The sequence below is a fragment of the Myroides sp. C6-3 genome (genome assembly GCF_050522425.1).
GTDB lineage: Bacteria > Bacteroidota > Bacteroidia > Flavobacteriales > Flavobacteriaceae > Flavobacterium.
The window spans coordinates 12,538-38,270 of record NZ_JBMVQP010000029.1 but is presented as its reverse complement, the minus strand read 5'-3'; the positions used below and the strand labels follow the sequence as shown (position 1 = coordinate 38,270).

Annotated in this window: 28 protein-coding genes; 20 read left to right on the top strand and 8 right to left on the bottom strand. The window is 35.6% G+C overall.

Annotated elements, in window-relative coordinates; all coding sequences use genetic code 11:
* The first annotated feature begins 5 nt into the window (after positions 1 to 5).
* Both ACPDG9_RS12240 and ACPDG9_RS12235 read left to right on the top strand, forming a co-directional pair.
* Complete coding sequence (locus ACPDG9_RS12240) at positions 6 to 482, top strand: hypothetical protein (RefSeq protein WP_430528030.1); 477 nt, start codon at positions 6 to 8, stop codon at positions 480 to 482.
* 691 nt (positions 483 to 1,173) lie between these two features.
* Complete coding sequence (locus tag ACPDG9_RS12235; protein WP_430528029.1) at positions 1,174 to 1,947, top strand: hypothetical protein; 774 nt, start codon at positions 1,174 to 1,176, stop codon at positions 1,945 to 1,947.
* Positions 1,948 to 1,985: 38 nt separating this feature from the next.
* Here the strand turns inward: ACPDG9_RS12235 and ACPDG9_RS12230 are convergent, their stop codons facing one another.
* A complete protein-coding gene (locus ACPDG9_RS12230) occupies positions 1,986 to 2,972 on the bottom strand; it encodes a PhoH family protein (RefSeq protein ID WP_430528028.1) in 987 nt (328 codons plus the stop codon).
* Positions 2,973 to 3,068: 96 nt separating this feature from the next.
* Here ACPDG9_RS12230 and ACPDG9_RS12225 point away from each other — a divergent pair, with 96 nt between their 5' ends.
* The 6 genes from ACPDG9_RS12225 (at position 3,069) to rfbB (ending at position 8,968) form a co-directional block, all read left to right on the top strand.
* Positions 3,069 to 3,896, top strand: coding sequence for an SAM hydrolase/SAM-dependent halogenase family protein (locus ACPDG9_RS12225; RefSeq protein ID WP_430528027.1), 828 nt, complete (start codon positions 3,069 to 3,071; stop codon positions 3,894 to 3,896).
* A 16-nt stretch (positions 3,897 to 3,912) separates the two neighbouring features.
* The gene (locus tag ACPDG9_RS12220; protein ID WP_430528026.1) at positions 3,913 to 4,209 is read left to right on the top strand and encodes a putative quinol monooxygenase; all 297 of its coding nucleotides are present in this window, start codon (positions 3,913 to 3,915) and stop codon (positions 4,207 to 4,209) included.
* A 15-nt stretch (positions 4,210 to 4,224) separates the two neighbouring features.
* Positions 4,225 to 4,944 (top strand): gliding motility-associated ABC transporter permease subunit GldF, encoded by a 720-nt coding sequence (gene gldF / locus ACPDG9_RS12215; protein WP_430528025.1) that lies wholly within the window; start codon positions 4,225 to 4,227, stop codon positions 4,942 to 4,944.
* Positions 4,944 to 6,632: a gliding motility-associated ABC transporter substrate-binding protein GldG gene (gene gldG / locus ACPDG9_RS12210; RefSeq protein ID WP_430528024.1), complete on the top strand. Its 1,689-nt coding sequence runs from the start codon at positions 4,944 to 4,946 to the stop codon at positions 6,630 to 6,632. The genes gldF and gldG overlap by 1 nt, the downstream gene beginning before the upstream one ends.
* An 80-nt stretch (positions 6,633 to 6,712) precedes the next feature.
* Entirely contained in the window at positions 6,713 to 7,831 is a 1,119-nt protein-coding gene (gene dnaN / locus ACPDG9_RS12205) for a DNA polymerase III subunit beta (protein ID WP_002986677.1), read from the top strand.
* Between the two features lie 114 nt (positions 7,832 to 7,945).
* The gene (gene rfbB / locus ACPDG9_RS12200; protein WP_430528023.1) at positions 7,946 to 8,968 is read left to right on the top strand and encodes a dTDP-glucose 4,6-dehydratase; all 1,023 of its coding nucleotides are present in this window, start codon (positions 7,946 to 7,948) and stop codon (positions 8,966 to 8,968) included.
* A 4-nt stretch (positions 8,969 to 8,972) separates the two neighbouring features.
* Here the strand turns inward: rfbB and rfbA are convergent, their stop codons facing one another.
* A complete protein-coding gene (rfbA, locus tag ACPDG9_RS12195; protein WP_430528022.1) occupies positions 8,973 to 9,857 on the bottom strand; it encodes a glucose-1-phosphate thymidylyltransferase RfbA in 885 nt (294 codons plus the stop codon).
* Between the two features lie 148 nt (positions 9,858 to 10,005).
* The gene (locus ACPDG9_RS12190) at positions 10,006 to 10,410 is read right to left on the bottom strand and encodes a hypothetical protein (protein ID WP_430528021.1); all 405 of its coding nucleotides are present in this window, start codon (positions 10,408 to 10,410) and stop codon (positions 10,006 to 10,008) included.
* A 125-nt stretch (positions 10,411 to 10,535) separates the two neighbouring features.
* Between ACPDG9_RS12190 and ACPDG9_RS12185 the strand changes: the two genes are divergently transcribed.
* Together ACPDG9_RS12185 and ACPDG9_RS12180 are read left to right on the top strand one after the other, a co-directional pair.
* Positions 10,536 to 12,014: a hypothetical protein gene (locus tag ACPDG9_RS12185; RefSeq protein ID WP_430528020.1), complete on the top strand. Its 1,479-nt coding sequence runs from the start codon at positions 10,536 to 10,538 to the stop codon at positions 12,012 to 12,014.
* A gap of 8 nt (positions 12,015 to 12,022) precedes the next feature.
* Entirely contained in the window at positions 12,023 to 12,994 is a 972-nt protein-coding gene (locus ACPDG9_RS12180; RefSeq protein ID WP_430528019.1) for a DUF4421 family protein, read from the top strand.
* Here the strand turns inward: ACPDG9_RS12180 and ACPDG9_RS12175 are convergent.
* The 4 genes from ACPDG9_RS12175 to ACPDG9_RS12160 form a co-directional block, all read right to left on the bottom strand.
* On the bottom strand, positions 12,991 to 13,947 hold the full coding sequence (locus ACPDG9_RS12175; RefSeq protein WP_430528018.1) for a metallophosphoesterase: 957 nt from the start codon (positions 13,945 to 13,947) through the stop codon (positions 12,991 to 12,993). The two genes, ACPDG9_RS12180 and ACPDG9_RS12175, sit on opposite strands and share 4 nt — an antisense overlap.
* Before the next feature lie 171 nt (positions 13,948 to 14,118).
* Positions 14,119 to 14,952: an OmpA/MotB family protein gene (locus tag ACPDG9_RS12170; RefSeq protein WP_430528017.1), complete on the bottom strand. Its 834-nt coding sequence runs from the start codon at positions 14,950 to 14,952 to the stop codon at positions 14,119 to 14,121.
* 76 nt (positions 14,953 to 15,028) lie between these two features.
* A complete protein-coding gene (locus ACPDG9_RS12165) occupies positions 15,029 to 16,036 on the bottom strand; it encodes a glycosyltransferase family 2 protein (RefSeq protein WP_430528016.1) in 1,008 nt (335 codons plus the stop codon).
* 4 nt (positions 16,037 to 16,040) lie between these two features.
* The gene (locus ACPDG9_RS12160; protein ID WP_430528015.1) at positions 16,041 to 16,499 is read right to left on the bottom strand and encodes a type I restriction enzyme HsdR N-terminal domain-containing protein; all 459 of its coding nucleotides are present in this window, start codon (positions 16,497 to 16,499) and stop codon (positions 16,041 to 16,043) included.
* Positions 16,500 to 16,551: 52 nt separating this feature from the next.
* Here ACPDG9_RS12160 and holA point away from each other — a divergent pair, with 52 nt between their 5' ends.
* Positions 16,552 to 17,556 (top strand): DNA polymerase III subunit delta, encoded by a 1,005-nt coding sequence (gene holA / locus ACPDG9_RS12155; RefSeq protein ID WP_430528014.1) that lies wholly within the window; start codon positions 16,552 to 16,554, stop codon positions 17,554 to 17,556.
* Positions 17,557 to 17,563: 7 nt separating this feature from the next.
* A complete protein-coding gene (locus ACPDG9_RS12150) occupies positions 17,564 to 17,752 on the top strand; it encodes a CAL67264 family membrane protein (RefSeq protein WP_430528013.1) in 189 nt (62 codons plus the stop codon).
* A gap of 171 nt (positions 17,753 to 17,923) precedes the next feature.
* Here the strand turns inward: ACPDG9_RS12150 and ACPDG9_RS12145 are convergent, their stop codons facing one another.
* Positions 17,924 to 18,112, bottom strand: a complete 189-nt coding sequence (locus ACPDG9_RS12145) for a hypothetical protein (RefSeq protein ID WP_430528012.1) — start codon at positions 18,110 to 18,112, stop codon at positions 17,924 to 17,926.
* Positions 18,113 to 18,315: 203 nt separating this feature from the next.
* On the opposite strand from ACPDG9_RS12145, the gene ACPDG9_RS12140 reads away from it, so the two are divergent.
* The 8 genes from ACPDG9_RS12140 (at position 18,316) to ACPDG9_RS12105 (ending at position 25,701) form a co-directional block, all read left to right on the top strand.
* The gene (locus ACPDG9_RS12140; protein ID WP_430528011.1) at positions 18,316 to 18,807 is read left to right on the top strand and encodes a hypothetical protein; all 492 of its coding nucleotides are present in this window, start codon (positions 18,316 to 18,318) and stop codon (positions 18,805 to 18,807) included.
* A gap of 272 nt (positions 18,808 to 19,079) precedes the next feature.
* The gene (gene ettA, locus ACPDG9_RS12135) at positions 19,080 to 20,768 is read left to right on the top strand and encodes an energy-dependent translational throttle protein EttA (protein ID WP_430528010.1); all 1,689 of its coding nucleotides are present in this window, start codon (positions 19,080 to 19,082) and stop codon (positions 20,766 to 20,768) included.
* Positions 20,769 to 20,950: 182 nt separating this feature from the next.
* Positions 20,951 to 21,373: a hypothetical protein gene (locus ACPDG9_RS12130; RefSeq protein ID WP_430528009.1), complete on the top strand. Its 423-nt coding sequence runs from the start codon at positions 20,951 to 20,953 to the stop codon at positions 21,371 to 21,373.
* Between the two features lie 118 nt (positions 21,374 to 21,491).
* Positions 21,492 to 21,890 carry a hypothetical protein gene (locus ACPDG9_RS12125; RefSeq protein ID WP_430528008.1) on the top strand — a complete coding sequence of 133 codons (399 nt, stop codon included), beginning with the start codon at positions 21,492 to 21,494 and terminating at the stop codon, positions 21,888 to 21,890.
* Between the two features lie 164 nt (positions 21,891 to 22,054).
* Positions 22,055 to 22,849 (top strand): HipA family kinase, encoded by a 795-nt coding sequence (locus ACPDG9_RS12120; RefSeq protein ID WP_430528007.1) that lies wholly within the window; start codon positions 22,055 to 22,057, stop codon positions 22,847 to 22,849.
* Complete coding sequence (locus ACPDG9_RS12115) at positions 22,836 to 23,210, top strand: DUF3037 domain-containing protein (RefSeq protein WP_430528006.1); 375 nt, start codon at positions 22,836 to 22,838, stop codon at positions 23,208 to 23,210. Before ACPDG9_RS12120 ends, ACPDG9_RS12115 begins: the two co-directional genes overlap by 14 nt.
* A gap of 2 nt (positions 23,211 to 23,212) precedes the next feature.
* Positions 23,213 to 25,003: a TrkH family potassium uptake protein gene (locus tag ACPDG9_RS12110; protein WP_430528005.1), complete on the top strand. Its 1,791-nt coding sequence runs from the start codon at positions 23,213 to 23,215 to the stop codon at positions 25,001 to 25,003.
* 14 nt (positions 25,004 to 25,017) lie between these two features.
* Positions 25,018 to 25,701 carry a potassium channel family protein gene (locus ACPDG9_RS12105; protein WP_430528004.1) on the top strand — a complete coding sequence of 228 codons (684 nt, stop codon included), beginning with the start codon at positions 25,018 to 25,020 and terminating at the stop codon, positions 25,699 to 25,701.
* The last annotated feature ends 32 nt before the right edge of the window (positions 25,702 to 25,733 follow it).

Genomic DNA, 25,733 nt, shown 5'->3' with positions numbered 1-25,733 from the left:
AAAAAATGAAACACAAACTATATCTCGTATTAATCTTAACCGTTTTTTATTTACAGGGGTGTACTTCCGAAAGTAAAGACGTAGACCTAAAGAAAGATTCCCTTTCATATTATCGTAAAGAGCTGCCCAAAGATTTTTTCTTATTTGACATACTGACGATGAATATTCATCCAGATGATAGTTTGACCACTGTTTTATACGGAAATGAAATTGCTTTTGATTATCTGAAAAACAACAGAACGGGCAATTATCCAATAGGTTCGATATTATATGGTATTACTTGGAAGTTGAAAGAAGATGAATATTGGTTTGGTGCAACTATTCCCAGCCGCATAACGATTATTGAACGGATTGAAATTACAGCTAAAAATACCCAATATTACTGTTTCGATTATGATCAAAAACAAAGGTTGACCCGATTGGATATACAGAAAAGAATTGCCTATCTAAAAGGAATGAAAATGGCTATTCATCCCCGATGAATACAGGTTGAAGCGGTAAGAGTAAACTAGGATATTCCCAAAGGGACGATAGACGTCTTTGAGGCATGCGTTGTTTTTACATTATTGTTTTCAAGTGAGGGAGAAGGTGTATAGGCTTTAGACGTTGTGTTATAATTTCGCAATAGGTAACAATAAGAGGTTCTATAGCATTGGATTTAGTAGAGCAAGGTGTTGAAATTGTGGTTAAAGAAAAGAAAGGACTTGAAAGAGAAAGAGAAAGTCCAATTTTTATGAGCGTTTCTCTTCTGAGCAAAAAGAAAAGTGTTGAAAAGGTGTACACAATCAGAAGATTAGTTTTTCGTTTCAGTGTAGATATAATTCCTATTTGTTCCTTGTTTTGGGGAAACAATAACCTTAGGATCGACAAAATGTAAAATAAAACATTTGTTTTTTTGTTTTTATTAAGGGGAAGTGGATGATGCTACGTTAAAAATGTTAATTACTCTTTATTCGTGTTTTTTATGTTGGTTTTTGTGTTTTTGTTAAAATCTTGATTTTATTGTTTATTTTTATGTGATATTGTTTTTTTTGTTTTTAATTAATTATTTAAATTTATACTTGAAACTCTAAAATAATGAGTAATAAAAGTTAAATTATTACTAAATAAAAAAAGTTGGTTTTTTTTGGTATGTTGTTTGGGTTTATCTTTGTAACGTAAAAGATTGAGAATATGATATTGGCTTTAACTGTTTCATTATTTCCCTCTTGTGGAAGTGATAATTTAACTGAAAAAGGACAGAAAGAAAATGATACAAAACAACTGGATCTCTTGAAGAAAGAAGATTCAGAGGGGGTTTTTTTTAAAATACTAGCACAAGATTCTTTACAAACAATTACTATTAGCAAAAAGGGAATTGTTTACGCTAGTTTAAAACCTAATGTAAAAATTGTTTTTCCTTATGAAGAACCACTGATAGAGGGGGAAGGTAGAGTGTATCGTTCGGCTACTGCTAACGAAAAAATTGAAATTGTAATCTATAAGGACGATAGTGCTCGTTCTTTTTTAGATGGTCGATTTGATCATTCCGTTGCAGTGAGTTTAAATAAGAAAGATGGCGTAGAAAATGACTTTGCGTGCTTTGGACATTATTTATACGATAAGAATTTATCTGGGAATTGGGTGTTTAAAGCATTTGAAAATAAAAAAATAGAAGAGTTGGGAATTAATCAAATTCCCTTGGTTTGTATTGATGTCAATACACGCAGCTTTTCAGGAAGTGGTGGAAATCACATGATTTACGGCGATCTCCGTTGTGAAGGTGATAGTATCGCTTTTAAAATTGTTCTCTCTCCGGATTATGTGTCTCTAAATGAAAGTAAAGAAAAAGAACTACTTGAAATTTTAGAAGAATGTGATCGTTACGAATTAGATGGAGATGATTTAAATTTGTTTATAGGGGAAGATGTAAAACTACAGTTTTTTAGAGACACCTATAACGTGTAAATTTGGGAGTAAATAATTGAATAAAAAAGGTTGAAAACTTAATTGTTTTCAACCTTTTTCATATCATCTGGTTTGATGGTATCTCGTCTGTCCTCTACTACTTTGTAGGCATTGACGATTCGTTTTACCAATTTGTGACGTACAATGTCTTTGTCATCCAAATACAACATACCGATTCCTTCAACGTCTTTTAAAATTTCAATGGCTTCTTTTAGACCAGAAGATACTTTACGCGGTAAGTCAATCTGTCCAGGATCTCCTGTAATAATAAACTTTGCATTTTTACCCATACGCGTCAAAAACATTTTCATTTGAGAATGCGTTGTGTTTTGGGCTTCATCTAAAATGACAAAAGCATGGTCTAAGGTTCTTCCACGCATGAAAGCTAAAGGTGCAATTTGAATAACGCCCTTGAAGAGATAGTCCTCCAAGGTTTGAGGTGGAATCATATCGCGCAAGGCATCGTATAATGGTTGCATATAGGGGTCTAGCTTCTCTTTCATATCCCCAGGTAAGAAACCTAGATTTTCTCCAGCTTCTACCGCAGGACGTGTTAGAATAATGCGTTTAACTTCTTTGTTTTTTAAAGCACGGACAGCCAAAGCAACCCCAGTATAAGTTTTTCCCGTACCCGCAGGTCCTATGGCGAACACCATGTCGTTTTTCTCTACAAATTTGACTAACTTCTGCTGGTTAGCCGTCATTGCCTTGATTAATTTACCCCCAACACCGTGAACCAATACATCATCCAAGGCCGTTGTTTGTTGTAAATCACTATCCATAACAATGCGCTCGATCGCATTTTCGTCAATTTTATTGTATCGTGTGAAGTATTTAAGCAGACGGACGAATTTGCGTTCAAACTCATCTAATACTTCTTCTTCTCCGTAGATTTTTAGCAGTGACCCTCTTGCTATTATTTTTACACGAGGATAAAGTTTTTTTAAGACGTCTAAATGTAAGTCTTGAGGTCCCCAAAACTCTTTAGGGCTGATTTCCGATAGTTCTATTATTCTTTCGTTCAATACTAATACGAATTAATTAAAAAAATAGTCTAATTTTGTATTTCAAATCTACTATAAAAAATTGATTTTTCTTATAAAAACAGAGACTAAAAAACAATGCAGAGAATAATTACATTAACAACTGATTTTGGATATACAGATTATTATGTAGGGGTTTTAAAGGGGAAAATATATTCTAATATTCAAAATTGTAATGTAGTTGATATTTCACATGGCGTGCGAAATTATCGCGTGGCCGATGCAGGGTTTGTGCTTTCCATGGCGTATAGTCATTTTCCAAAAGGAACCATTCACATTTTATCTGTTGCTTCGGCAATTTTGCCTTTTTCAGCTGCTATTTGCGTAAAATATCAAGATCACTATTTTATTGGGACAGACAATGGTGCTATTGCCGTTGCTTTGGGAACACATGAATTCGAAGAAGCTGTAGCTATCAACCATATTGAAGGAATGAGTACCAATGATGTTTTTGTGTATTGTGCGTATCAATTGTGTGAAGGAAAAGAGTTACAGACCATTGGTCAGCCAATTGAGGCGCTGTATAAAATGAATTTGTTGCTTGATAATCTTACAGTCAAACCTAATCTCATTATAGGTACGTATGTGTATGAAGACAAGTTTGGAAATTTAGTAACCAATATTTCAAGAGAACTATTTGAGCAAGTAGGGCAAGGGAGAAACTTTGGTATTCGAATAAAAAATCGTACAATTACAAAAATAAATGAATACTATGCCGATTTTAATGTCAATGACCCAAGTGAATTGATGAATAAAGCAGGTGAATTATTGGCTTTATTTAATGAAGTTGGTCAATTGGTTGTGGCTATTATGTATTCAACAACAAATGAACCGGGTGGATCTATTCGAACACTTTTAGGGGTGCATTTGGAAGATCAACTGTTTATTGAATTTAGTGAAACCTAATCTAAAGTAAAAAAATATGTTTGTACGCATCGTAAAACTTACCTTACAAGAGGATAGAATTGATGATTTTTTGAATCATTTTGAAAAATATAAAACCCAAATTCGCAACTTTCCTGGTTGTCAATTTTTAGAAGTTTACCGTGATAAACACCAACCTAATATATTTTTTACCTATAGCTATTGGTCGGAAGAATCAGATTTAGATACGTATAAAAAGTCAACCCTATTTGGAGAGGTTTGGCCGTATTTCAAGACGTTATTTAAAGAAAAAGCAGAAGCGTGGAGCGTAGATAAATACGCTACATTAAACTAATTGCACTTATATTGTATGAAAGCACTGTGTTTACGCGAGATAAAATCCTTTTTTGGTTCGCCTATTGGCTATTTAGTGATTGTCGTTTTTTTGGTTGTCAATGGACTATTTCTTTGGGTTTTTGACGGAAACTACAACATTCCTCAAAGTGGTTTTGCTGATCTATCTCCTTTTTTCTTTTTAGCTCCTTGGGTTTTCTTATTTTTGATTCCCGCTGTAACAATGCGAAGTTTTTCAGAAGAGATCAAACAGGGAACTATAGAATTGCTTTTGACCAAACCTTTGTCGCCTTGGCAAATTGTTCTAGGGAAGTTTTTTGGCGTATTGGTTCTCGTTGTTTTAGCTGTTTTGCCAACTCTCGTTTATGTTTGGGTCTTGCAAAATTATTTGTTAGCTGGGCAAACTTTTGATATGGGAAGTGTAATAGGTTCTTATTTAGGACTTGTTTTTCTCGGTGCAGCTTATGTCTCAATGGGGATTTTTGCCTCTTCTTTGACGAGTAATCAAGTGGTGTCTTTTATCTTAGCTGTGCTATTTTGCTTACTTGCTTCGTATGGCTTGATGATGCTAGATGGAGTTAAGGCGTTTCACGGCATAGGCAAATTGGGAATTAATGCTCATTTCAGCAGCATATCTAGAGGGGTAATTGACACAAGAGATCTATTGTATTTTGTTTCTTTTTCAGCCCTGTTTTTGAGTTTAACTGTTTTCCGAATTAATCAATTGCGCAAATAATGAAAAGAGAAACAAAGAAAAACCTTGTTCAACTTGGGAGTTTTATTGCTGGAATTGTATTGTTAAACGGTATTGGAACGTATGTGCCTCATCGTTTCGACTTAACGCAAGATAAGCGCTATACACTCTCGCCTATTACCAATGAAATTATTGATCGCGTAGAAGAACCTATTTTAATAGAGGTGCTTTTAGAGGGACAATTTTCTCAGGAATTTGTCAAGTTACAGGGCGAAACTCGTCAGTTATTAGAGGAGTTCAGTGCAGAAAATCCAAATATTCTATTTCGCTTTGTCAATCCCTTAGAAGAGGGAGGGGGAACAGAAGATCAAATCGTTGGCAATTTATATGAGTTAGGAGCTAAACCAGTTACCCTAACGGTTAACAATAAAGGAATTCAATCGCAATCTCTTGTTTTTCCTTGGGCTTTTGTTACCAAAGGAGAGCAGATGGTCAAAGTACAATTGCTTAAAAATATGATTGGAGCCAATACAGAGGAAAAAGTATTGACTTCAATTCAGCATTTAGAATATGCTTTTACTGAGGCGATCTCAAAAGTAAATGCACCAAAATCAAAAAAAATCGCTATACTAAAAGGCAATGGCCAGTTAGAAGATCAATATATAGCTGATTTTTTAATGACGGCAGGAGAAAGCTATCACCTTGCGCCTTTTACCTTAGATTCTGTTGCTACAGCACCTGAAAAAACGCTAGAACAGCTAAAAGAGTTTGATTTAGCTATTGTAGCTAAACCAACCAACCCCTTTGATGATAAGCAAATTGAGGTTTTGGATCAATTCATCATGAACGGCGGAAAAACACTGTGGCTGTTGGATCAAGTTCAGGCTGACTTTGATAGTTTACGCGTGAAAGGATCTTTATTTGCTTATCCTAAAGATCAGTCACTAGGAGAAATGCTGTTTAAATACGGAGTTCGTGTAAATCCTGTACTCGTGAAAGATGAGGTTGCAACACCGATTAAATTAGCATTAGGACGACAAGGTAGCGAAACACAATATGGAGAATTTATTTGGAAGTTTGCTCCTTTTGTATATCCAGAATCCAACCACCCGATCGTAAAAAATATCGAAGGAGTTCGACTAGATTTTACCTCTCCTATTGATACCTTGAAAAATGGAATTAAGAAAACAGTACTTTTACAATCTTCTCCCTATTCTTTGACTGTTGGAACACCTAATGAGATTACGCTCAGTATGATTAATGAAGAAGCTACTCCTGAACATTATGAGGAGAAAGGAAATTACATCCTAGGTGTTTTGTTAGAAGGTCAATTTAGGTCTGTTTTTGAAAATAGAGTGTTGCCTTTTGCGCTGTCAAATGCAAAAAACAGAAGTGAAGAAACAAAAATGATCGTGATTAGCGATGGTGATATCATCAAAAATCAATTGGATCAAGAGTACCAACCAATGGAGTTGGGCTATGATAAATGGACGAATAAACTGTACGGAAATAAAGAGTTTATATTTAATTCGGTTAACTATCTTTTAGACGATTCAGGATTGATTAACCTTCGTACTAAGGAAGTTAAAATTCCGGTGCTCGATAAGATGAGGGTATTTGAAAAGTATTCTACAATTCAATTTATTGTGTTAGGAGTTCCAATTGCCGTTCTCTTAGTTCTTGGATTTTTGTTTTCTTTCTTTAAAAGAAAGGCTTTTGTTAAAAAGTAGTGCAAATTCTGCTTTTATTATTGAAGTTAAACGAATATATTTGTAGGTGTAAAGCCTTTTACATATAAAAATATTTTAATATGAAGTTTATAGTATCGAGTTCCTATTTGTTGAAGCAATTACAGGTATTAGGAAGTGTTATTAGTAGTAGTAATACATTACATATATTAGACAATTTCTTGTTTGAATTGGATAATAATATCTTGAGAGTTTCAGCTTCTGACTTAGAAACAACAATGTCTGCTAGCCTAGAGATAGAGTCAACTAGTCAAGGAAGTATCGCTGTTCCTGCTAAGTTATTGTTGGAAACATTGAAAACATTTCCTGAGCAACCATTGACTTTCTCAGTAAAGGAAAACAATACGATTGAAATTAGTTCTGATGTAGGAAAATACGTTTTAGCTTACTCTGCAGGAGATGAATTCCCTAAAGCAGAGAGTTTAGAAGATCCATCGAGAACAGAAGTGTCAGCTGGGGTATTGGCAACTGCTATTAGCAAAACCATTTTCGCAGCAGGTAATGACGATTTAAGACCTGTAATGTCTGGTGTATTCTTCCAGTTTGCACCAACAGGATTGATTTTCGTTGCAACCGATGCACATAAGTTAGTTAAGTATTCTCGTACAGATATTACTTCACCAAGTGAAGCTAGTTTTATCATGCCGAAGAAACCTTTGAATATTTTAAAGAATATCTTAATGGCATCAGGCGCAGATGTAGTTATTGAGTTTAACGATTCAAATGCGAAATTTACTTTTGATAACTATGCCTTAACTTGTCGTTTGATTGATGGAAAATATCCAAATTACGAAGCAGTAATTCCAAAGGAAAATCCAAATAAATTATTGTTGAACAGAGTTCAATTCTTAAATTCTGTTCGTCGTGTGGCTATTTACGCGAATAAAACAACACACCAAATCAGATTGCGTATTGCTGGTACAGAGTTAAATATCTCAGCAGAAGATATCGATTACTCAAATAAAGCAGACGAACGTCTTACTTGTGATTACCAAGGAGATGATATGCAAATCGGATTTAACTCAAGATTCTTATTGGAGATGTTGAATAACCTTCAATCGGATGAGATTCAGTTAGAAATGTCATTGCCAAACAGAGCAGGTATCCTAACACCAGTAGATGGTTTAGAAGATGGAGAAGCAGTTACGATGCTTGTAATGCCTGTTATGTTAAATAACTAATACGAAAAGGTCTATGTAAATAGGCCTTTTTTGTTTCATTGTGCTACGTGTACCTTGGTATACGTAGCTTTTTTATGCCTATATTTGTTATCAATTGATTATATCGCAACGCAAATGAAACCTTCAAAATGCATTTTAATTACCGGTGGTGCTGGATTTATAGGAAGCCATGTCGTACGAAAGTTTGTTACAACTTATCCCAATGATCTTATCGTTACACTCGATTTATTGACCTATGCGGGTAATTTGGACAACCTAAATGATATTGCGCATGCGCCTAATTTTAAGTTCATTCAGGGGGATATTAGAGAGGAAGTTTTTGTCAATCAGTTGTTTGATACCTATCAGTTTACTCAAGTCATTCATTTAGCAGCGGAGTCACATGTAGATCGTTCTATTGTAGATCCTTTAGCCTTTGTAACAACAAATGTGATCGGGACCGTTGTGTTGCTCAATGCCTTTCGTCGCTTATGGGAGAATAACTGGTTGGGAAAAGTGTTTTATCACATTAGTACAGATGAAGTATATGGAACATTAGGAGAAGAAGGGTTGTTTACAGAAACAACATCTTATGCACCTAATTCGCCTTATTCAGCCTCTAAAGCAAGTTCAGATCACTTTGTACGTGCTTATGGAGAAACATATCAAATGCCTTATTTGATTAGTAATTGTTCTAATAACTATGGGCCTAACCAATACCCGGAAAAACTAATTCCCTTGACGATACAGTGTATTCTTCAGCAAAAAAATATCCCTGTATACGGAACAGGAGAGAATGTTCGCGATTGGTTATATGTTCAGGATCATGCGGAGGCCATTCACTTTATTTTGACTCATGGAAAACTTGGAGAAACGTATAATGTAGGTGGATTTAATGAGTTAGAAAATATAACCCTTATTCATCTTTTGTGTGAACTAGTAGATGCTCGATTAGGACAACCACAAGGAAGGAGCAAGCAACTGATACGCTTTGTTGAGGATCGAAAAGGGCATGATTATCGATATGCTATAGATGCATCAAAACTGCAAGCTTTGGGTTGGATGCCTGCTGTGGATGTTGAGGAAGGACTACAGAAAACAGTCGAGTGGTATATGGAAAATCAAGATTGGATTGCCGCGATTGAGCAAAAAAAATAAGTGGCTATTTCTCCTGCATATAGCGAATGTTTTCTCGTATATAGTCGTAATACTCTCCTTTAAAAGGAGTGATATGATGCGTTAATGTTTCGATAGAGATCCATTTTTTGTACAGGGCTATTTCTTCTAAACACGCAATTTTAAGTCCTGTTCTCTTTTCGACAGTTTTGACAAATTCGGTAGCTTCTACAAGCGATTCATGAGTTCCGGTGTCTAACCAAGCAAATCCACGACCTAAGGGCTGAACGACTAAATGACCTTCGGTTAGGTATAAGTTGTTTAAGCTCGTAATCTCAAGCTCTCCTCTGTCAGAAGGGCGAAGTTTTTTTGCATAGGCAACTGCATTATTGGGATAGAAGTACAAACCAACAACAGCAAAACTTGATTTGGGATTTGTAGGTTTTTCTTCAATGGAAATGGCCTTGTTTGCTGTATCAAATTCTACCACGCCATAGCGTTGAGGATCTTTGACTGTATAGCCAAATACAACTGCTTTGTTGTCTTCTTTTACCGTTGTAATTGCTTGTTGTAATTTGTTCTTTAGATCATTGCCATAGAAAATATTATCTCCTAAAATCAAGCAAACGGAATCTGTCCCAATAAAAGCTTCAGCAATAAGTAAGGCTTGCGCAATTCCATCCGGAGACGGTTGTACTGCATAGGAAAGTGAAATACCTAGGTGCTCTCCAGTTCCTAGCAACGATTCAAATAAAGGTAAATCTCGTGGAGTAGAAATAATGAGAATATCGCGAATACCAGCCAACATAAGTGTAGATAGTGGATAGTAAATCATTGGTTTGTCATAAACGGGTAATAATTGTTTTGAAATCGATAAGGTAAGAGGATGTAATCGCGTTCCAGAACCACCAGCCAATATAATTCCCTTCATAGTATTGCGTATTTTTATCCCAGGAGTTTCTACCTCCAAAAGGAACTTGAAAGATAAGTAAAGATTTTCGTTTACAAAGACATTGGACCAAAAACTTTGTAAAAAGAAGCAGGTATTTGCTAAGAAAGTAGATCTGTTTTATGTAGCCTTATAAAAAGTTAGTGCGTCTTAACACTTGTTCCATTTCCTGCTTGAAACGACATTTATCTTCTATTTTAGGAGGATCAGTCTTCAGCTGTTTTAACTGTTTTTTATAATCAACAGTTTGGATTTGAAATAAAATTCCAAGTTTTTCTAAATCCTCGAGGTTGTGTCGTAGAGTAGCTTGATGCTGCAAAATGCAATAGCCTAAATCAACTAGCAGAATTATAGCTGTTTTTTTAAAACTAAGTGAGTTTTTTATACTTAAATTATCCAAGAAAATATAAAAACCAAGGGGAGTGATATTAGGGTGTTCTAAATAGGCTAGTAAATGATATGCGATGTAGCAATTCTTTTTTTCTTTTCGAAGATTAGAAAGGTTTTGTCTGAATTTGTTGGAGAATAAAGGCATAGTTATGTGAATTTTATAATTAAATTTGTAAGACGGCTGTTTTCTTATTGCAGCTCAATTAGTATGCCCTCTATTGTTAAAATAATGGTATAGTAGATAATGGTATAGTTTTTAAAAAAAGTAAAATGCTAGATATTAAAGTTAGATCCCATGATGCTTATACGTTGGAAATGAAGGTGGGCTTTATCAAAGGAACAGAACAACATAAAAGTGATTTTACCATTAATACGTGGATTTTCGTTCCCAATACATTGGATATTAATAAATCGAATTATTCGAAAGATAAGTTTTATTCAGATGTGAAATCTAAAGTTCGATTTATTACTCCTGTTTATGCGTTGACAGCTCTTGTTGACGAGGGCGCAATTCCCTTTACTAATTTAAGCTCTGCGACCCAGGATTTGTTGAGAGAAGAAAATAACCAACATATTTATGAAATTGAATACCAGCTTAAAATGTTCATGGCTATTTTTAGAAGTGCCTTGCGCAATGCGGTTACGGAATTCAAGCAAACCAAAACAGACAATCACGTCGCCTTAATCCAGTCGTATGTCTCGGCATGTAGGGCTATTCGAGAGAAGTATAGAGCATTAAAGGAAAGTTTACATCAGAATGAACAAGTTGTGGGAAAAGAGTATTTTAACTACTTTAGTTTTGCTGATGAATACTTATCCTATACGTTACTGCGTTATAGCTTTTTGTTGTTGGATCGATTGACGCTCACAACGGATGAGCGATTTCAGTTGTTACAGCAGCAAGTGAAAGAGTTAATACTAACCGAACAAGCGTATATGAAGAGCAAGGGCTATAGTTTTATTAAGGTTAATGAGCAAGGGCTAAATCAGTCGGTAATTTATCGCTATGCTATGCTGAATAAGTACGTTGAGTCTGATTTGTTATTGGAATCCAATAAAAAAAAGGATAGTGATGGTGTGTTTGTTCAACAGGTATATTATAGTATTGCTGCGGGAATCTCTATGATATTTGCTACTGTGATTGCTTTTTCCTTTCAACAAAAGTATGGCAATTTTACGATGCCCTTATTTGTTGCTCTCGTAGTGGGATACATGTTAAAAGATCGGATTAAAGAGCTAACGCGTTTCTATTTTGCTGGAAAATTAGGGGGAAAATACTTTGATAATAAAACTCAAATTAGCGTAAAGGGAAAAAAAATCGGTTGGATTAAAGAGGCAGTGGATTTTATCACAGACGAAAAAGTTCCGTCAGAAATCTTAAACATACGCAATCGATCTGTATTGTTAGAAGTAGAAAACCGCATTCACAATGAAAAAATACTATTGTATCGCAAAAAAGTTTCGCTAGATCGTGGAGAAATGATGAAAAATAGTACTTATTTTTTCAAGGGAGTTCACGATATTTTTCGGTTTAATCTGACGCGTTTATTGCAGCGGATGGATAATCCAAAAGTACCCGTACTCAGTTTAGATGAGCATAATGATCAAGTCATTGGATTTTATGCAGATAAGGTGTATTACATCAATTTCATTTCGCAGATTGAGTATGAAAATCATACCGAATACAAGCGTTATCGCATTATATGTCAGCGCGATGGTATTCAAGGGATAGAAGAGTTATTTACTTAATATACACGATGAGAAAGAAAAAAATCTGTATTTTGATGTTCAGCTTGTTCTGTTTTACGTACAGCCTTGCACAAGTCGATTCACTTTACATTGGAACGTATAAGCATACCTATGGAGTAACACCGAGTTTGAGCCAGGAGTTCTTGTCTTTGAGTTACGAAGAAGGTGAGCGAGATATTTCTTTTGAGCCCAATCGCCCTTTGAATGTCGGTTTGGCTTTTTCGTGGAAAAATTCCTCCTTGAGTTACAGCCACGGTTTTTCGGGTATGCGCGATAAACAAAAAGGAAAAAGTTCAACGGTTGATCTTCAATATCATGTAATTAGTAAAACATTTATTCTTGATTTCTACTTCCAGCAGTACAAAGGTTTCTATCGCGAAGAGGAAGCAACAAAGACATACTTGAGTTTTGATGATTTGAGAATTAATCTCTATGGAGGAAGATTTACCTATGTATTTAATTCCGATAAGTTTTCAATTGGAGCTGCGAATAACAAGAATAGCATTCAGAAGAAATCGGCAGGGGCTTTGTTGATTGGAGGAACTAGTTTTTTAAGTGTTATTAAAAATACGCCTGAATTAGGTGATGGAATCAAAGGGAAGGACAGTCGTAGTTTTAGTTTTGGTCCAACTGTGGGCTATGCTTACAATTGGGTATTGTGGAAGAAGTTTTTGGCCTCCCTTTCCTTTAGTGTTGGAATTAATGGCATTTTTGATGAGAATCTCAGTACAAAAAAAACAATATTCTATGTCAACGGACAAGTGGCGAGTGATTTAAATCTCGCTTATCAAGGAGAGGAGTGGGGAATTGGAGTTAAATCATCACTTAGTGCCTTGTATTTTGAAAAAGTAGGGAACTATACAACCCAATTGTCAAACAAACGCGTTTCTTTTTTTGTAACCAAACGGTTTTCAATGAAAAAGGATCCGAAAATCTTACAATATGATTTGATAGATTTGTTGGATCCTTTTATCTATTAGTTATATTCTTTAATAAAATTGATGGAGTTAGAATCCAGCTTTTGTTCACCCCTGTAGCGATAGCATACAAGGTGTCCATTCTTGGCAACACTGTAATCGAGACAACAGGTATTTGACGTTAGAATGAGTGGGTGAAGTGCAGCATTGACTTTCATCCAATAATGGCCAAAAAAAACGGGTTTAGCATCTGTGGGATAAAAATTGACGTGTTGAACATCGATGGGCTCATCAACGTGATGCTTGATTACGGAAGCACTTACCGTACTTAACGTATGGGGTTGTTGTGGCTTTTCCCACCATTTTACGCGAAAGGAATGACGAATAATACCATCTTTATCAATAAAAGATTGCTTATTGGGTAAGTCAATTTCTTTTCCTTTTAATACAATTTCAACAGCCTGATACAGCTCCGTTCCTTTCCTATTGGCTTCTTCGAGTAAGTCATTGGTTATGCAATTGTCAAGAAGACGCGTTTTTAAGTAGTTTACGCTTTGATCATCCCAACAAGCGTGTATCGCGCGAAGGAATTCGTTTTCATAAAAGAGCGGAAGTGTTTTAAACCATTCAATATACATTTTGTATTGATTGGGACGTTGCATAAAAGCAGCCATCGTAATCGCGTGTTGATTGAAGTTTTTCTTGCTGTGTTCTCTCAAATACGTTCCATCAGCAAGGAGTGTATTGTAACAAATAGCATTGTATTCGTGATTGCCCATTAAGGCTATTGCTTCTCCATTGTCTACCATGTTTTTGACAATTTCGAGTACTTCAACGACATTTACACCGCGGTCAATGTAATCGCCTAAAAACAGTACTTTTCGTTCTGGATGTTGGTAGTAATTGCCTTTGAGCTTGTAGCCTAGAGCACCTAATAATTTCTTTAGGTCATTGCTATGACCGTGAATATCGCCAATGATATCAAAGTTGTTAAAATTTTCTGGAATTCTTTTCATAGTTTCTAAGGGTGTAAAAAACAAGGATTAATACTCGCATTTTATAAACTAAAAAGTAAGGATTATTAGTGAAATACGCAAGAGTATTTGAAGGATTTTACTAGAGCGAAATCCAGTGCATAAAAAAAGCCGTTTGATAGGTCAAACGGCTTTTTATTTTATAGCAAATGATTATTTTTTCATTTCTTTCATTTCTTTCTCGATCATATCGTAGAACTGATCGATTTTCGGCATCAAGATGATTCTTGTTCTTCTGTTTCTTGCTTTGTTTTCAGCAGAATCATTGTCTACTAAAGGCACATATTCTCCGCGTCCTGAAGCAACTAATTGTTTAGGATCTAAACCTAAGTCTTTTTGCAGCACTCTCACGATAGAAGTAGCTCTCTTCACACTTAAATCCCAGTTGTCTTCAAACATTGTGTTTTTGATAGGCACATTATCCGTGTGTCCTTCAACCATCAATTCAAAATCAGGTTTGCTTTTAGCAATTTTAGCTACTTTAGCCAACACCGCTTTCGCTTTATCATTTACTTGGTAGCTAGCAGTTTTGAATAACAATTTATCGGCAATTGAAATGTATACAACTCCTTTTTCAACGTTAACTTCAATATCTGGATCGTCAAACCCAACTTCTTTTTTTACACTCTTAACTAAAGCTAAAGTAACAGAATCCTTTTTCGTAAGAGCATCTTGTAATCTTGTGATTTTTAAATCTTTCTCTTTTAAACTTTCTAAAGATTTCTCTAAGTTATCAGCTCCTTTTGAAGATAACATGGTTAAGTTACCTACGTTGCTAATTAAATCAGATGTGTTTTTCTTTAAATCGTTTACTTGCTCTGATAATACTTTTTTCTCAGCAAGAGCAGAGTTCAATTGAATCGTACAAGTATTTAATAAATCTTGTACCTCTTTGTTTTTTGCTTCTAAGTCAGCAATTTTTTGTTTTGTACCACATGACGTAAGTGTCAAAGCCAAAACAGATAAACCTAAAACTACTTTTTTCATAAATAAAAAAATGATTGAATTTTGAGTCAAATATACCAAAAGCGTTGTGATTCTAGTATATCTGAGTAGAAAATATTTATTGTTTGTTGTGTGTTTCGATGAAATTTCTTTTTCTACATACAAAGTACGAATAAATTATTGATTTATCTGTAAAATAATTGTTAATGTTTCCAGATTCAACCTTGTTTCTAAGGGAAGGAATGCGTTTGTAGAAAGCAAAATGGGAGCGAATAATCGCCCAACAATGTTTGGGTTTGAGCAAAAGAAGAAAGCGAATACCCGCGATTCCATCTAAACACAATCGAATAAAAATGGTACTAAATTTTTGACGTGCTGGAAGGTTTTTATACAGCATCATCAAAGAATTTCTGAAGTTTAAGTAAGTCTTGCGTGGATTTTCATAGTTTAAGGTCGCACCACCTACGTGATATACGGTTGAGTATCCACAATATTTAATGCTATACCCTCTATTTTGAGCACGCCAACACAAATCAATTTCTTCTTGATGCGCAAAAAACGTCTCGTCAAAACCCTGTAAAGCTTTGAAAACGTCATTTTTAATAAAAAAACAAGCCCCACTCGCCCAAAAAATAGAGGTGATATCATCGTATTGACCTTCGTCTTTTTCAATGGTATCAAAAATGCGACCTCTACAGTAAGGAAAACCATATTTGTCAATATATCCACCAGCAGCACCCGCATACTCAAAATACGCTTTGTTTTTGTAATCGAGAATCTTGGGCTGTACAATAGCTACTTCAGGGTCTTCATTGAATAGTTGAGCAATCGGTTCAAGCCAATTTTCTGTTACTTCAATGTCAGAATTAATTAACACTAAAAGGGGCTCGCGTAGGGAAATAAGCCCTAGATTATATCCTTTGGCATAACCGTAATTCCCGTCATTTTGTATGAGTTGTACACTTGGAAACTCTTGGTGAATCAGCGCTTGACTGCCATCTGTAGAATCGTTGTCAACGACATAGATATTGGCTTGAGGAGAATAGTTGACCAAAGTAGGTAAAAAAGTCTCTAATAGTTTTTTGCCATTCCAATTTAAGACAACTAAAGCAAATTGTTTTTCCATCGAGTTAATCATTTTTTATCGTAGTATAATCAGGTAAGGATCGCAAAAAGAAATAGCTTTCTTTTTCATAATCCATTTGACAGAAGTAGTGGTTTAACCCATTTGTTACGTATAAGTGTTCGGCGCGTAGCTGAAAATTATAGCGCGCAATTTGATCAAATGTATCTTGCGTAATGCCCACTGACGGGGCTTTACATTCAACTAAAACGGAAATTTCTCCGTTGGGTTTGAATACAACTACATCATATCGCTTATTCATTCCGTTGATCTTGACGATTTTTTCAACGCTAATTAAAGAAATAGGATACCCTTTAACCTGCATTAAATCATGGACAACATGTTGTCGAACCCATTCTTCAGGAGTTAGCAGAATAAATTTTTTACGGATCACATCAAAAATAGATATCTTATTTTCACTATTTTTGAATCGGAAATTAAAAGATGGAAAGTTTAATCTTTGCATAATACAAAGATATTTGTTTAAACGGACAGAACAATTTTAAGTAAATTATATTTTGGAACAACTCAAAGAAATCGTAAGAAATATTAAGAATAAGACTATAGCACCGGTGTACTTTTTGATGGGGGATGAGCCTTATTATATTGATAATGTTGCAGATTATATCGAAAGTAATGTATTGACTGAGGAGGAAAAAGGGTTTAATCAGATGATACTATACGGCAGAGATGTTACCATTCAAGATATCGTTTCCAATGCTAAACGCTTTCCTTTGATGGCAGATAAGCAAGTGATCATTGTCAAGGAAGCACAAGAACTTGCCAAGACGATTGAACAGTTAGACGATTATGTCAATCAGCCTCAACCTTCTACAGTACTGGTTTTCTGTTATAAGTACAAAACAATAGACAAGCGCAAGAAACTGTATAAAAGCTTACAAAAAAAAGCGGTTCTCTTTGAAAGTAATCGCTTAAAAGAGTATAAACTTGAAGGGTGGTTACAGCAAACAGTGAGCAAACGCGGGTATAGTATCGATCCTAAATCTGCAGCTATGCTTATTGAGTTTCTCGGAAATGACCTGTCTAAGATTGTCAAAGAATTAGATAAATTGGCTCTTGTTCTTCCTAAAGGACAGCCTATTACAGCAGAAGTGATTGAGAAGAATATCGGTATTAGTAAAGACTACAACAATTTTGAGTTGATGAAAGCCATTGTTGACCGAAATCAGTTTCACGCGTATAAGATCGCCAATCACTTTGCGCAGAATCCACGAAATAACCCTTTTGTTGTGACTATTGGAATTGTTTATGCTTATTTTTCTAAGCTTTTATTGTACCACGGACTGCAGGATAAATCGCCCCAAAATGTGATGAGAAACTTAAAGATCGTTCAGTACGCAATAAAAGACTATGAATTGGGGTTTAAAACTTATCCGATGAAACGAGTAAGTCAAATCATAGCCCATCTGAAAGAAGTCGATTTGAAAGGAAAAGGAGTTGGCGCATCCCAGTTGCCACAAGGAGACCTGTTGAAGGAAATGTTGATAAAAATTTTTAATTAAAAAATAAATGGCAAATAATTTAAATAAGAACAAAATTTTAGGGTACGCAACTTTACTTATGATTGTAATGGGACTTGCGTTAATTGCATTAGGTACACTAAAGTATTACGAAATCGCCGGTTGGGGGTTTGCTACGGTAGGTGTAGGATTTTTAGCCATTGCTTGGGTGTTTAACGCACTAAAAGGACGCGTGTAAACGTTTCACACTGAGAAAAGAACTTCTAGGTGAAATAAAAAAAAAGGTTGTACTTTCTACTTGAATGTCATGCAAAAAAAATACAGTTGAGAATAGCGGAAAATAAAAAATCTTGTAATTGATTGTCGTTTTAATTAAAAAACTGAAAATCAGTTACAAGATCCTACAGACTTAAATTCCCAAATGTTCCTCGTACTCATCGTAATAATCTATTTCTTCTTCTTCTAATTCTACATACAAGCCAGCGGGTATTTCAGCTTCGCTTAGTGGGTAATTTAAGTTTTCGCCTACAGATTGGTTTGTTTCCACATCCTGCTCTTGTAGGTCTTTAAAACGGATCGTTCTAAAAAATTTTTCCATACAATTTTGTGTGATTTTTATACTTTTAAATATAGTGAGAAATATTTGATTATTATAGGTGTTTTTGAATTATTAATTGTTATTTTCGAAAACTTTAACATATTGTGGTGTTCGATATGTTAATGTAGATGTAGGTTAACTGTTTTTAAGAGTTTAGAAGGTTTTTTAAAGTAAGATTGTGTAATAAGTAGTAGTAGATTAGTATGTTTAATATTAAAAATAGGCGATACACCGTTTGGGGAATGGTTGCTGTATTAGTCTTTAGTGTTTTACTTCTTGTTGATGCTGTGTTTTTGCCCTATCAACAGTCGGAGGAAACAATTGAATACTACGGTATCAGAAGACAAGTAAAATCGAGGGAGGTTGTGGGGTATTATTACTACACAAACAAAGGAGGTAGATTTTCAATTGATCAAGATTATATTCGAGGATCCTCTCTTGTGCTCAAGCGAACCTTGTTGTTTAAACAAATCGCCGGAGTCAAGACAGCAACAAGAGATTATACACCGCTTCTTTCTTCTGGATCTAATGGATTTACACTTATTCTGTTTGTGATTTTGTCTTTTTCCTGTGGGATTAGTCTGTATAAACTAGGTGGAAATGAGCCGATGACGGTCAATCGCTATCAAAATTTAGTTATGTTTCCCGCTTTTGTTTTCTTTTGTACGGTGTGTATGTGGGTTCTGTTTAATTGAACCGACGATCAAAAAGTACGAATTAACGCGTAACTTCTTTTTCAATATCGTGTTAGTCAATTTAAATCGTCTTTGGAATTCACGCTGTCGACTTTGGTGGTAATTAGGGCTACTTCAATAAGGTGTGGTGTCTTGAATTAATCGCAGTTCCTAATTGAAAATTATTTCTTATCTCCGTAATAATGTGTATTTTTGGGGTATTCGATGTACTTGTTGTTGCTCGGGGTGAGTGACAAAGGCATCATATCATTATTCAATCAATTTTTTACTTTATGTCAGACGATAAAAAGGTAATTTTTTCCATGTCGAAGGTGAGTAAAACGTACTCATCAACAAACAAAACAGTTTTAAAAGACATTTATTTGAGCTTCTTTTATGGAGCTAAAATCGGTATTTTGGGTCTTAACGGTTCAGGTAAGTCTTCTTTATTGAAGATTATTGCTGGTGTTGATAAGAATTACCAAGGGGATGTTGTATTTGCACCGGGGTATACTGTGGGGTATTTAGAGCAAGAACCTGAATTAGACGAAGATAAAACGGTAATCGAAATTGTAAAAGAAGGTGCAGCAGAGATTGTGGCTATTCTAGATGAATTCAATGAGATTAACGATATGTTTGGTTTACCTGAGGTGTATGAAGATGCAGATAAGATGCAAAAGCTAATGGATAAACAAGCCTTACTGCAAGATAAGATTGATGCTGCTGGTGGATGGGAGTTAGAAACAAAATTAGAAATTGCAATGGATGCCTTACGCACACCAGATCCTGATACGCCAATTAAAGTGTTGTCGGGAGGAGAGCGTCGTCGTGTGGCTTTATGTCGATTATTATTACAAAATCCAGATGTATTGTTATTGGATGAGCCTACCAACCACTTAGATGCAGAGTCTGTACATTGGTTAGAGCAACACTTGCAACAGTATGCAGGAACGGTTATCGCTGTAACGCACGACCGTTATTTCTTAGATAATGTTGCAGGATGGATTTTGGAATTGGATAGAGGAGAGGGGATTCCATGGAAAGGAAATTATTCTTCTTGGTTAGACCAAAAAGCGAAACGCTTAGAACAAGAAGAGAAAACTGCATCAAAACGCCGTAAGACGTTAGAGCGCGAGTTGGATTGGGTTCGCCAAGGGGCAAAAGGTCGTCAAACCAAACAAAAAGCAAGGTTACAGAACTACGATAAATTGTTGAATGAGGACCAAAAACAATTAGAGGAGAAATTAGAAATCTACATTCCTAATGGACCTCGTTTGGGAACCAATGTAATCGAGGCACAAGGTGTAGCTAAGGCATTTGGAGATAAGTTATTGTATGACAACCTAAACTTTACTTTGCCACAAGCAGGTATTGTGGGTATTATTGGACCAAATGGTGCTGGTAAATCAACAATCTTCCGCATGATCATGGGAGAACAAACGCCAGATGCAGGTGTATTCTCTATTGGAGATACAGTGAAAATCGCCTATGTCGATCAGTCACACTCGAATATTGATCCTGAGAAATCAATTTGGGAAAACTTCTGTGATGGACAAGAATTAATTATGATGGGCGGACGCCAAGTAAATTCAAGAGCGTATTTAAGTCGCTTTAACTTTGGTGGATCGGATCAAAATAAAAAGGTAGCTACTTTATCGGGTGGAGAGCGCAACCGCTTACACTTGGCAATGACCTTAAAAGAAGAAGGAAACGTATTGTTACTCGATGAGCCAACGAACGACTTAGATGTCAATACACTTCGTGCGTTAGAAGAAGGTTTGGATAACTTTGCTGGATGTGCAGTAGTTATTTCCCACGACCGTTGGTTCTTAGACCGTATCTGTACGCATATTCTTGCTTTTGAAGGAGAATCTCAAGTGTACTTTTTTGAAGGATCTTTCTCTGAATATGAAGAAAACCGTAAGAAACGCTTAGGTGATGTTGCACCAACGCGTTTGAAATACAAGAAATTAGTTCGATAGATACAGCGCTGATTGCATAAAAGAGAGGAGAGCGGAAAGAAGAAAGAGGAAGGATAAAACTTCTTCTCTCTCCTTTCCGCTCTCCTCTTTCTTTTGCATAATAAAAACATAACCATTTCATAAGGTGAAAAATGAGGAATTAACATTTCTACTGCTTAGCTTTAAATAAAAGAAGTTAGTCTATGGAGATCCTTTATGTTATTATAGCATTACATGCGGAAAATAAGCAAGCTTTTACAGATGAATTAAAAATTTTATTTCCTTTTGCTTCAATTGAACTTGTCGATTTTCAGCAAGAAAGCTTATTGTTAGTAACCATTAATATAGATGAAATTTGCTGGACGAATTTCGATGTTTCTGTCCTTTTCTTAGATGAGAAAACGGCGGTTTTTAGTCGAAAACACCCTTATTTGAAAGTAGGGGTAATCAGTAAAATAGGACAATGGAACACTTTTTTTTACGATGGATACATCCTAAAGAACAAGCAAGTCGTTTTTGAACACGGCGGATTATACGATGGATATGTTCCCTTATTGAAACAATTGTTAACCAATGGAGAGGATTTTTCCGATTCTGTTTTTGATTCTTTTTTTTCTCGAAGATGAAGAACAAGCAAGGAGTAATTAGCTCGCAAAGAATCTCTTGTGGAAAGGTTAAAAAAGAACAATATCTTAGTTAAATACTTAACTTTGTAGGATTGAGAAATAAAAACATACACTTTCTATGCTGTCATTTAATAAGGAAACTAAACAATTGTTGATTCAGGATAATTATAAAGGAAGATTGACGTCTTCGCGTTTGATGTCTGCTGTTATTTTGGGAATGTCTTTGATTCGCTTATTTATGGCGGATTTAAAGAATCCGAAAGAGATGGATTATGTTTTCTGTATAATTGCAGCTGTATTTTTGTTTTTGGTATACAAGAACTTTGTCAAAAAAACAGCAGTTGAGACCCTTGATAAAGTAGCTATTAAGTATGTAAAGATGCCAAAAGGATTGGCTACAAAAGCTGTAGTCAAATTGAATAATGGCAAGGTTAGAGAAATTTTTAATCTCAAAACAAAAGAGCAACAAAGTGAGTTGCGTAAGATCTTAAGTGATGCGAAAATAACAATGAAATAAACCCTGTAAAAGGGGATGCAATACGTCTAAAACAATCGAATGAATAGTACAAAAGAAGGGATTTATCCCTTTTTTTACTTTTCATAGGGCTTGAGTTGATAAAAAGGAAGAGAAAGCTTACTTTTAATTCATAAAGTCTTTTAACTAACAAGAACACAAAAATCATGAATACATCACTTGATTTGAGAAGTGTAGTGGTTACACGCTATGTTACTCCTTTGAGAGAAGGAGGATCTTTACCTGCTTTGGCTGATGCTGATGACGGATTTAAGTACGTAATTAAATTTAGAGGAGCCGGACATGGAGTAAAAGCATTAATTGCCGAATTATTAGGTGGACTGCTCGCAAAAAGACTTGACTTACCTGTGCCCGAGTTGGTGTTTGTGACGTTAGACGAAGCTTTCGGCAGAACTGAGGCTGATGAGGAAATACAGGATTTGCTCAAGTTTAGTCAAGGGTTAAATTTGGGATTGCACTTTTTGTCTGGCGCATTGACTTTTGATCCTCAAGCCTATGCTGTAGATGAGGAATTAGCTTCAAAGGTAGTGTGGTTGGATGCGTTTATCACGAATGTCGATCGTACGTTTCGCAATACCAATATGTTGGTTTGGCATAAAGAACTGTGGTTGATCGATCACGGCGCTTCTTTTTATTTTCACCATGCTTTTACCAATTGGGAGGAACGTGCATTGACGCCTTTTTCTATGATCAAGGATCACGTTTTATTAGCTAAAGCTTCTAAATTAGAGGAGGTAAATGAAGCGTTTACTCAGCGATTAACAGATGAGGTATTACAAGAAGTGGTACAACAAATCCCTGTTGATTGGTTGACTTGGGAAGAATCGGACTTAAATCCAGAAGAAATACGAACGGTTTATTATCAGTTTCTCAAAGTAAGACGCGATAATGCAATGCTATTTGTTAATGAAGCAAAAAAATTACGTCATGTTGGTATATGAGTATGCAGTGATTCGATTCGTTCCTCGTGTAGAGCGAGGGGAATTTATTAACATTGGACTTTTGCTATTTTGCAAGCAAAAGAGAGCCTTGCGTGGACACTATTATTTGAATCGAGAAAAGTTAGGGTGTTTCTCTACGGAGATTGATATGGATGTTCTAGAAAAGCACATTCAAGCATTTATTGCTATTGCACAAGCAGAAGCAAAAGAAAGTCCCATTTCTAGTTTTGATGCGGCTGAACGATTTAGATGGTTAGCCGCTACAAAGAGTTCTTGCCTCCAAGTTTCTCCAACGCATTGTGGATTAACGGAAGATGCAGAACAAACATTTAACCAACTTTTTGAAGAATTAGTTTTGTAGCTATGCCGTTATTTTACCTCAAAGATGTCGTTTTAAGTAAGATCAAGTATGTGTTAGTCCGCTTGCCGTTCTTGCTTAGTTTTATCTCCCTGTTTGCTTTAATTTTCGACTTGGGATTTAATACATTAAATGATTATCACAGTCATTTACACCATTTGTATAATGTGTGTTTAACTTTTGGAATGACCATAATAATCTATCGGTATTACAGCGCTTTTCGACAAAAAAAGCACCTGAGTTTAGGGGTTAGAATTTTTGATCTCTTTAGTGTGTTATTGTTTTTGACACTCGTTGTAGCTCGTTGGCTTCCAGAACATACCAATCGCTTTTTTGACAGTAATGCTGTGATCTTTTTTGCGGTTTTTCTCATGTTGGTTCGCGAGTTTTCGATGCTACAGCTTAACCTAAAAAAAACAAAACTTACTCCCCCTCAGTTGTTTATCGTCAGTTTTTTGTTGATTATTTTTATCGGAGCCTTTATGTTGTCTTTTCCCAAAGCAACTGTTACTCCTGGTAGTATGAGGTATATTGATGCTCTTTTTACCGCAACAAGTGCTGTTTGTGTAACAGGTTTGTCTACGGTAGATATCGGAAGTCAGTTTACCATGTTTGGAAAAACAGTGATGATTTTTTTGATGGAATGTGGCGGATTGGGAATCATGACTATTGCCAGTTATTTTAGCTATTTCTTTAGAGGAAAAGCTTCTTATGGCAATCAATTAGTTTTAAAAGACGTGTCTTCTATTGATAAGTTAGGAGATGTATTTGCTACGTTGAAACGCATTATCATTATCTCTGGGAGTATTCAATTTGTTGGGATGATCGCTATTTTTATCAGTGTGAGACATCAAGTGTTTGATTCACTTTATGATCGATTGTTCTTTGCTGTATTTCACGGAGTTTCGGCTTTTTGTAATGCTGGTTTTTCAACATTACCAGAGAATTTATACACCTTTGAGTATCGATTTAATTATCCGTTGCAATTAATTATCGCAGGGCTATTTATTATGGGAGGGCTAGGATTTCCTATTGTTTACAACGTGTATAAATATATCAAGCATTTAATTGTTAATCGCCTTTTGCCGTTTAGTCTCAAAGAAGCAAGTGTATATGTACCTCGAGTGATTAATTTAAGTACAAAGATTATTTTGATCACCACGGCAGGATTGATTATTGGAGGAACAGTTTTAGTGTATTGTTTAGAATACAACAACACACTTTCAGAGCACCACGGATTTGGAAAGGTTGTTGTAGCTTTCTTTACGGCTACTTCGCCTCGTACTGCCGGATTTGCCTCTGTGGATAACAATTTATTTACAGTTCCAACTTTTTTAATACTCATGCTACTCATGTGGATTGGAGCCTCTCCAATTTCTACTGGAGGGGGTATTAAAACCACGACATTTGCCATTGCATTACTGAACATATGGACCTTGATCAAAGGAAAAACGCGCATCGAAGTAAATAGAAGAGAAGTAGACGAATCAGCGGTAAGACGTGCTTTTGCCATTATCTTTTTATCCTTATTTGTTATCGGAATTGCCCTTTTTGCTTTGACTTTTTTTGAACCCAATATCGATATTATTCGCCTGTCATATGAAGCTTTTTCAGCCTATAGTACGGCGGGATTGAGTACGGGAATTACACCTAATTTAGCTGATCCTAGTAAGGTTACGCTTATTATGTTGATGTTTGTGGGGAGAGTGAGTATATTGACCCTTTTGATTGCAATTAGCAAAAAAGAAACGATGACCAATTATAGGTATCCAACAGAAGAGATTTTGATTAACTAATAGAAAGTATTACGATGAAATATATAATTATCGGTTTAGGTAATTTTGGTGCATCTTTAGCACAAAAGTTAACGGAGCAAGGAAATGAAGTGATTGGGGTAGATAAGAACATGGCTCGTGTTGATGCCAATAAGGATAAAGTATCTCATACCATCTGCTTGGATTCAACAGATCAGTATTTAGTAGCGGGGTTGCCACTGGGGAATACTGATATTGTTATTGTTGCTATTGGGGAGGATCAAGGCGCTAATATTATGACTACAGCTGTGTTGAAAAACCTGAATGTTAAGCGCTTAATCAGTCGGGCTATTACCCCTTTGCACGAGAATGTATTACAGGCAATTGGCGTTGATGAAATAGTGCATCCAGAAGAAGAAACAGCAGAGCGTTGGGCGAAAAAGCTGTGTATAAAGGGAGTCGTTGATTCCTACGAAATCAATGGACGTTATAGTATTGTGGAAATAACTATTTCTGATCGTTTTGCCAATAAAACTTTGGGGGAAATTGGCTTTAGAACGAATTATAATTTAGTGGTACTTACTACGTTAAAAGTACGCGAAGATCGCAATTTCTTTGGTGCACAGCGAAAAATTCACGAAGTACAAGGCATAGCTTCTTATGATACGGTTTTACACAAAGGCGATATCATGGTTATTTACGGTGATAATAAAGACATCAAGCGTATTTTGAGCGAATAGCTTATCGGTTAACTGCTAACGGATTACTGTTA

Bases quoted from the DNA above. Each gene is read 5' to 3' on its own strand.
- ACPDG9_RS12240 (WP_430528030.1), top strand. From the start codon at position 6: ATGAAACACAAACTATATCTCGTATTAATCTTAACCGTTTTTTATTTA.
- ACPDG9_RS12235 (WP_430528029.1), top strand. From the start codon at position 1,174: ATGATATTGGCTTTAACTGTTTCATTATTTCCCTCTTGTGGAAGTGAT.
- ACPDG9_RS12225 (WP_430528027.1), top strand. From the start codon at position 3,069: ATGCAGAGAATAATTACATTAACAACTGATTTTGGATATACAGATTAT.
- ACPDG9_RS12220 (WP_430528026.1), top strand. From the start codon at position 3,913: ATGTTTGTACGCATCGTAAAACTTACCTTACAAGAGGATAGAATTGAT.
- gldF (WP_430528025.1), top strand. From the start codon at position 4,225: ATGAAAGCACTGTGTTTACGCGAGATAAAATCCTTTTTTGGTTCGCCT.
- gldG (WP_430528024.1), top strand. From the start codon at position 4,944: ATGAAAAGAGAAACAAAGAAAAACCTTGTTCAACTTGGGAGTTTTATT.
- dnaN (WP_002986677.1), top strand. From the start codon at position 6,713: ATGAAGTTTATAGTATCGAGTTCCTATTTGTTGAAGCAATTACAGGTA.
- rfbB (WP_430528023.1), top strand. From the start codon at position 7,946: ATGAAACCTTCAAAATGCATTTTAATTACCGGTGGTGCTGGATTTATA.
- rfbA (WP_430528022.1), bottom strand. From the start codon at position 9,857: ATGAAGGGAATTATATTGGCTGGTGGTTCTGGAACGCGATTACATCCT.
- ACPDG9_RS12190 (WP_430528021.1), bottom strand. From the start codon at position 10,410: ATGCCTTTATTCTCCAACAAATTCAGACAAAACCTTTCTAATCTTCGA.
- ACPDG9_RS12185 (WP_430528020.1), top strand. From the start codon at position 10,536: ATGCTAGATATTAAAGTTAGATCCCATGATGCTTATACGTTGGAAATG.
- ACPDG9_RS12180 (WP_430528019.1), top strand. From the start codon at position 12,023: ATGAGAAAGAAAAAAATCTGTATTTTGATGTTCAGCTTGTTCTGTTTT.
- ACPDG9_RS12175 (WP_430528018.1), bottom strand. From the start codon at position 13,947: ATGAAAAGAATTCCAGAAAATTTTAACAACTTTGATATCATTGGCGAT.
- ACPDG9_RS12170 (WP_430528017.1), bottom strand. From the start codon at position 14,952: ATGAAAAAAGTAGTTTTAGGTTTATCTGTTTTGGCTTTGACACTTACG.
- ACPDG9_RS12165 (WP_430528016.1), bottom strand. From the start codon at position 16,036: ATGGAAAAACAATTTGCTTTAGTTGTCTTAAATTGGAATGGCAAAAAA.
- ACPDG9_RS12160 (WP_430528015.1), bottom strand. From the start codon at position 16,499: ATGCAAAGATTAAACTTTCCATCTTTTAATTTCCGATTCAAAAATAGT.
- ACPDG9_RS12150 (WP_430528013.1), top strand. From the start codon at position 17,564: ATGGCAAATAATTTAAATAAGAACAAAATTTTAGGGTACGCAACTTTA.
- ACPDG9_RS12145 (WP_430528012.1), bottom strand. From the start codon at position 18,112: ATGGAAAAATTTTTTAGAACGATCCGTTTTAAAGACCTACAAGAGCAG.
- ACPDG9_RS12140 (WP_430528011.1), top strand. From the start codon at position 18,316: ATGTTTAATATTAAAAATAGGCGATACACCGTTTGGGGAATGGTTGCT.
- ettA (WP_430528010.1), top strand. From the start codon at position 19,080: ATGTCAGACGATAAAAAGGTAATTTTTTCCATGTCGAAGGTGAGTAAA.
- ACPDG9_RS12130 (WP_430528009.1), top strand. From the start codon at position 20,951: ATGGAGATCCTTTATGTTATTATAGCATTACATGCGGAAAATAAGCAA.
- ACPDG9_RS12125 (WP_430528008.1), top strand. From the start codon at position 21,492: ATGCTGTCATTTAATAAGGAAACTAAACAATTGTTGATTCAGGATAAT.
- ACPDG9_RS12120 (WP_430528007.1), top strand. From the start codon at position 22,055: ATGAATACATCACTTGATTTGAGAAGTGTAGTGGTTACACGCTATGTT.
- ACPDG9_RS12115 (WP_430528006.1), top strand. From the start codon at position 22,836: ATGTTGGTATATGAGTATGCAGTGATTCGATTCGTTCCTCGTGTAGAG.
- ACPDG9_RS12110 (WP_430528005.1), top strand. From the start codon at position 23,213: ATGCCGTTATTTTACCTCAAAGATGTCGTTTTAAGTAAGATCAAGTAT.
- ACPDG9_RS12105 (WP_430528004.1), top strand. From the start codon at position 25,018: ATGAAATATATAATTATCGGTTTAGGTAATTTTGGTGCATCTTTAGCA.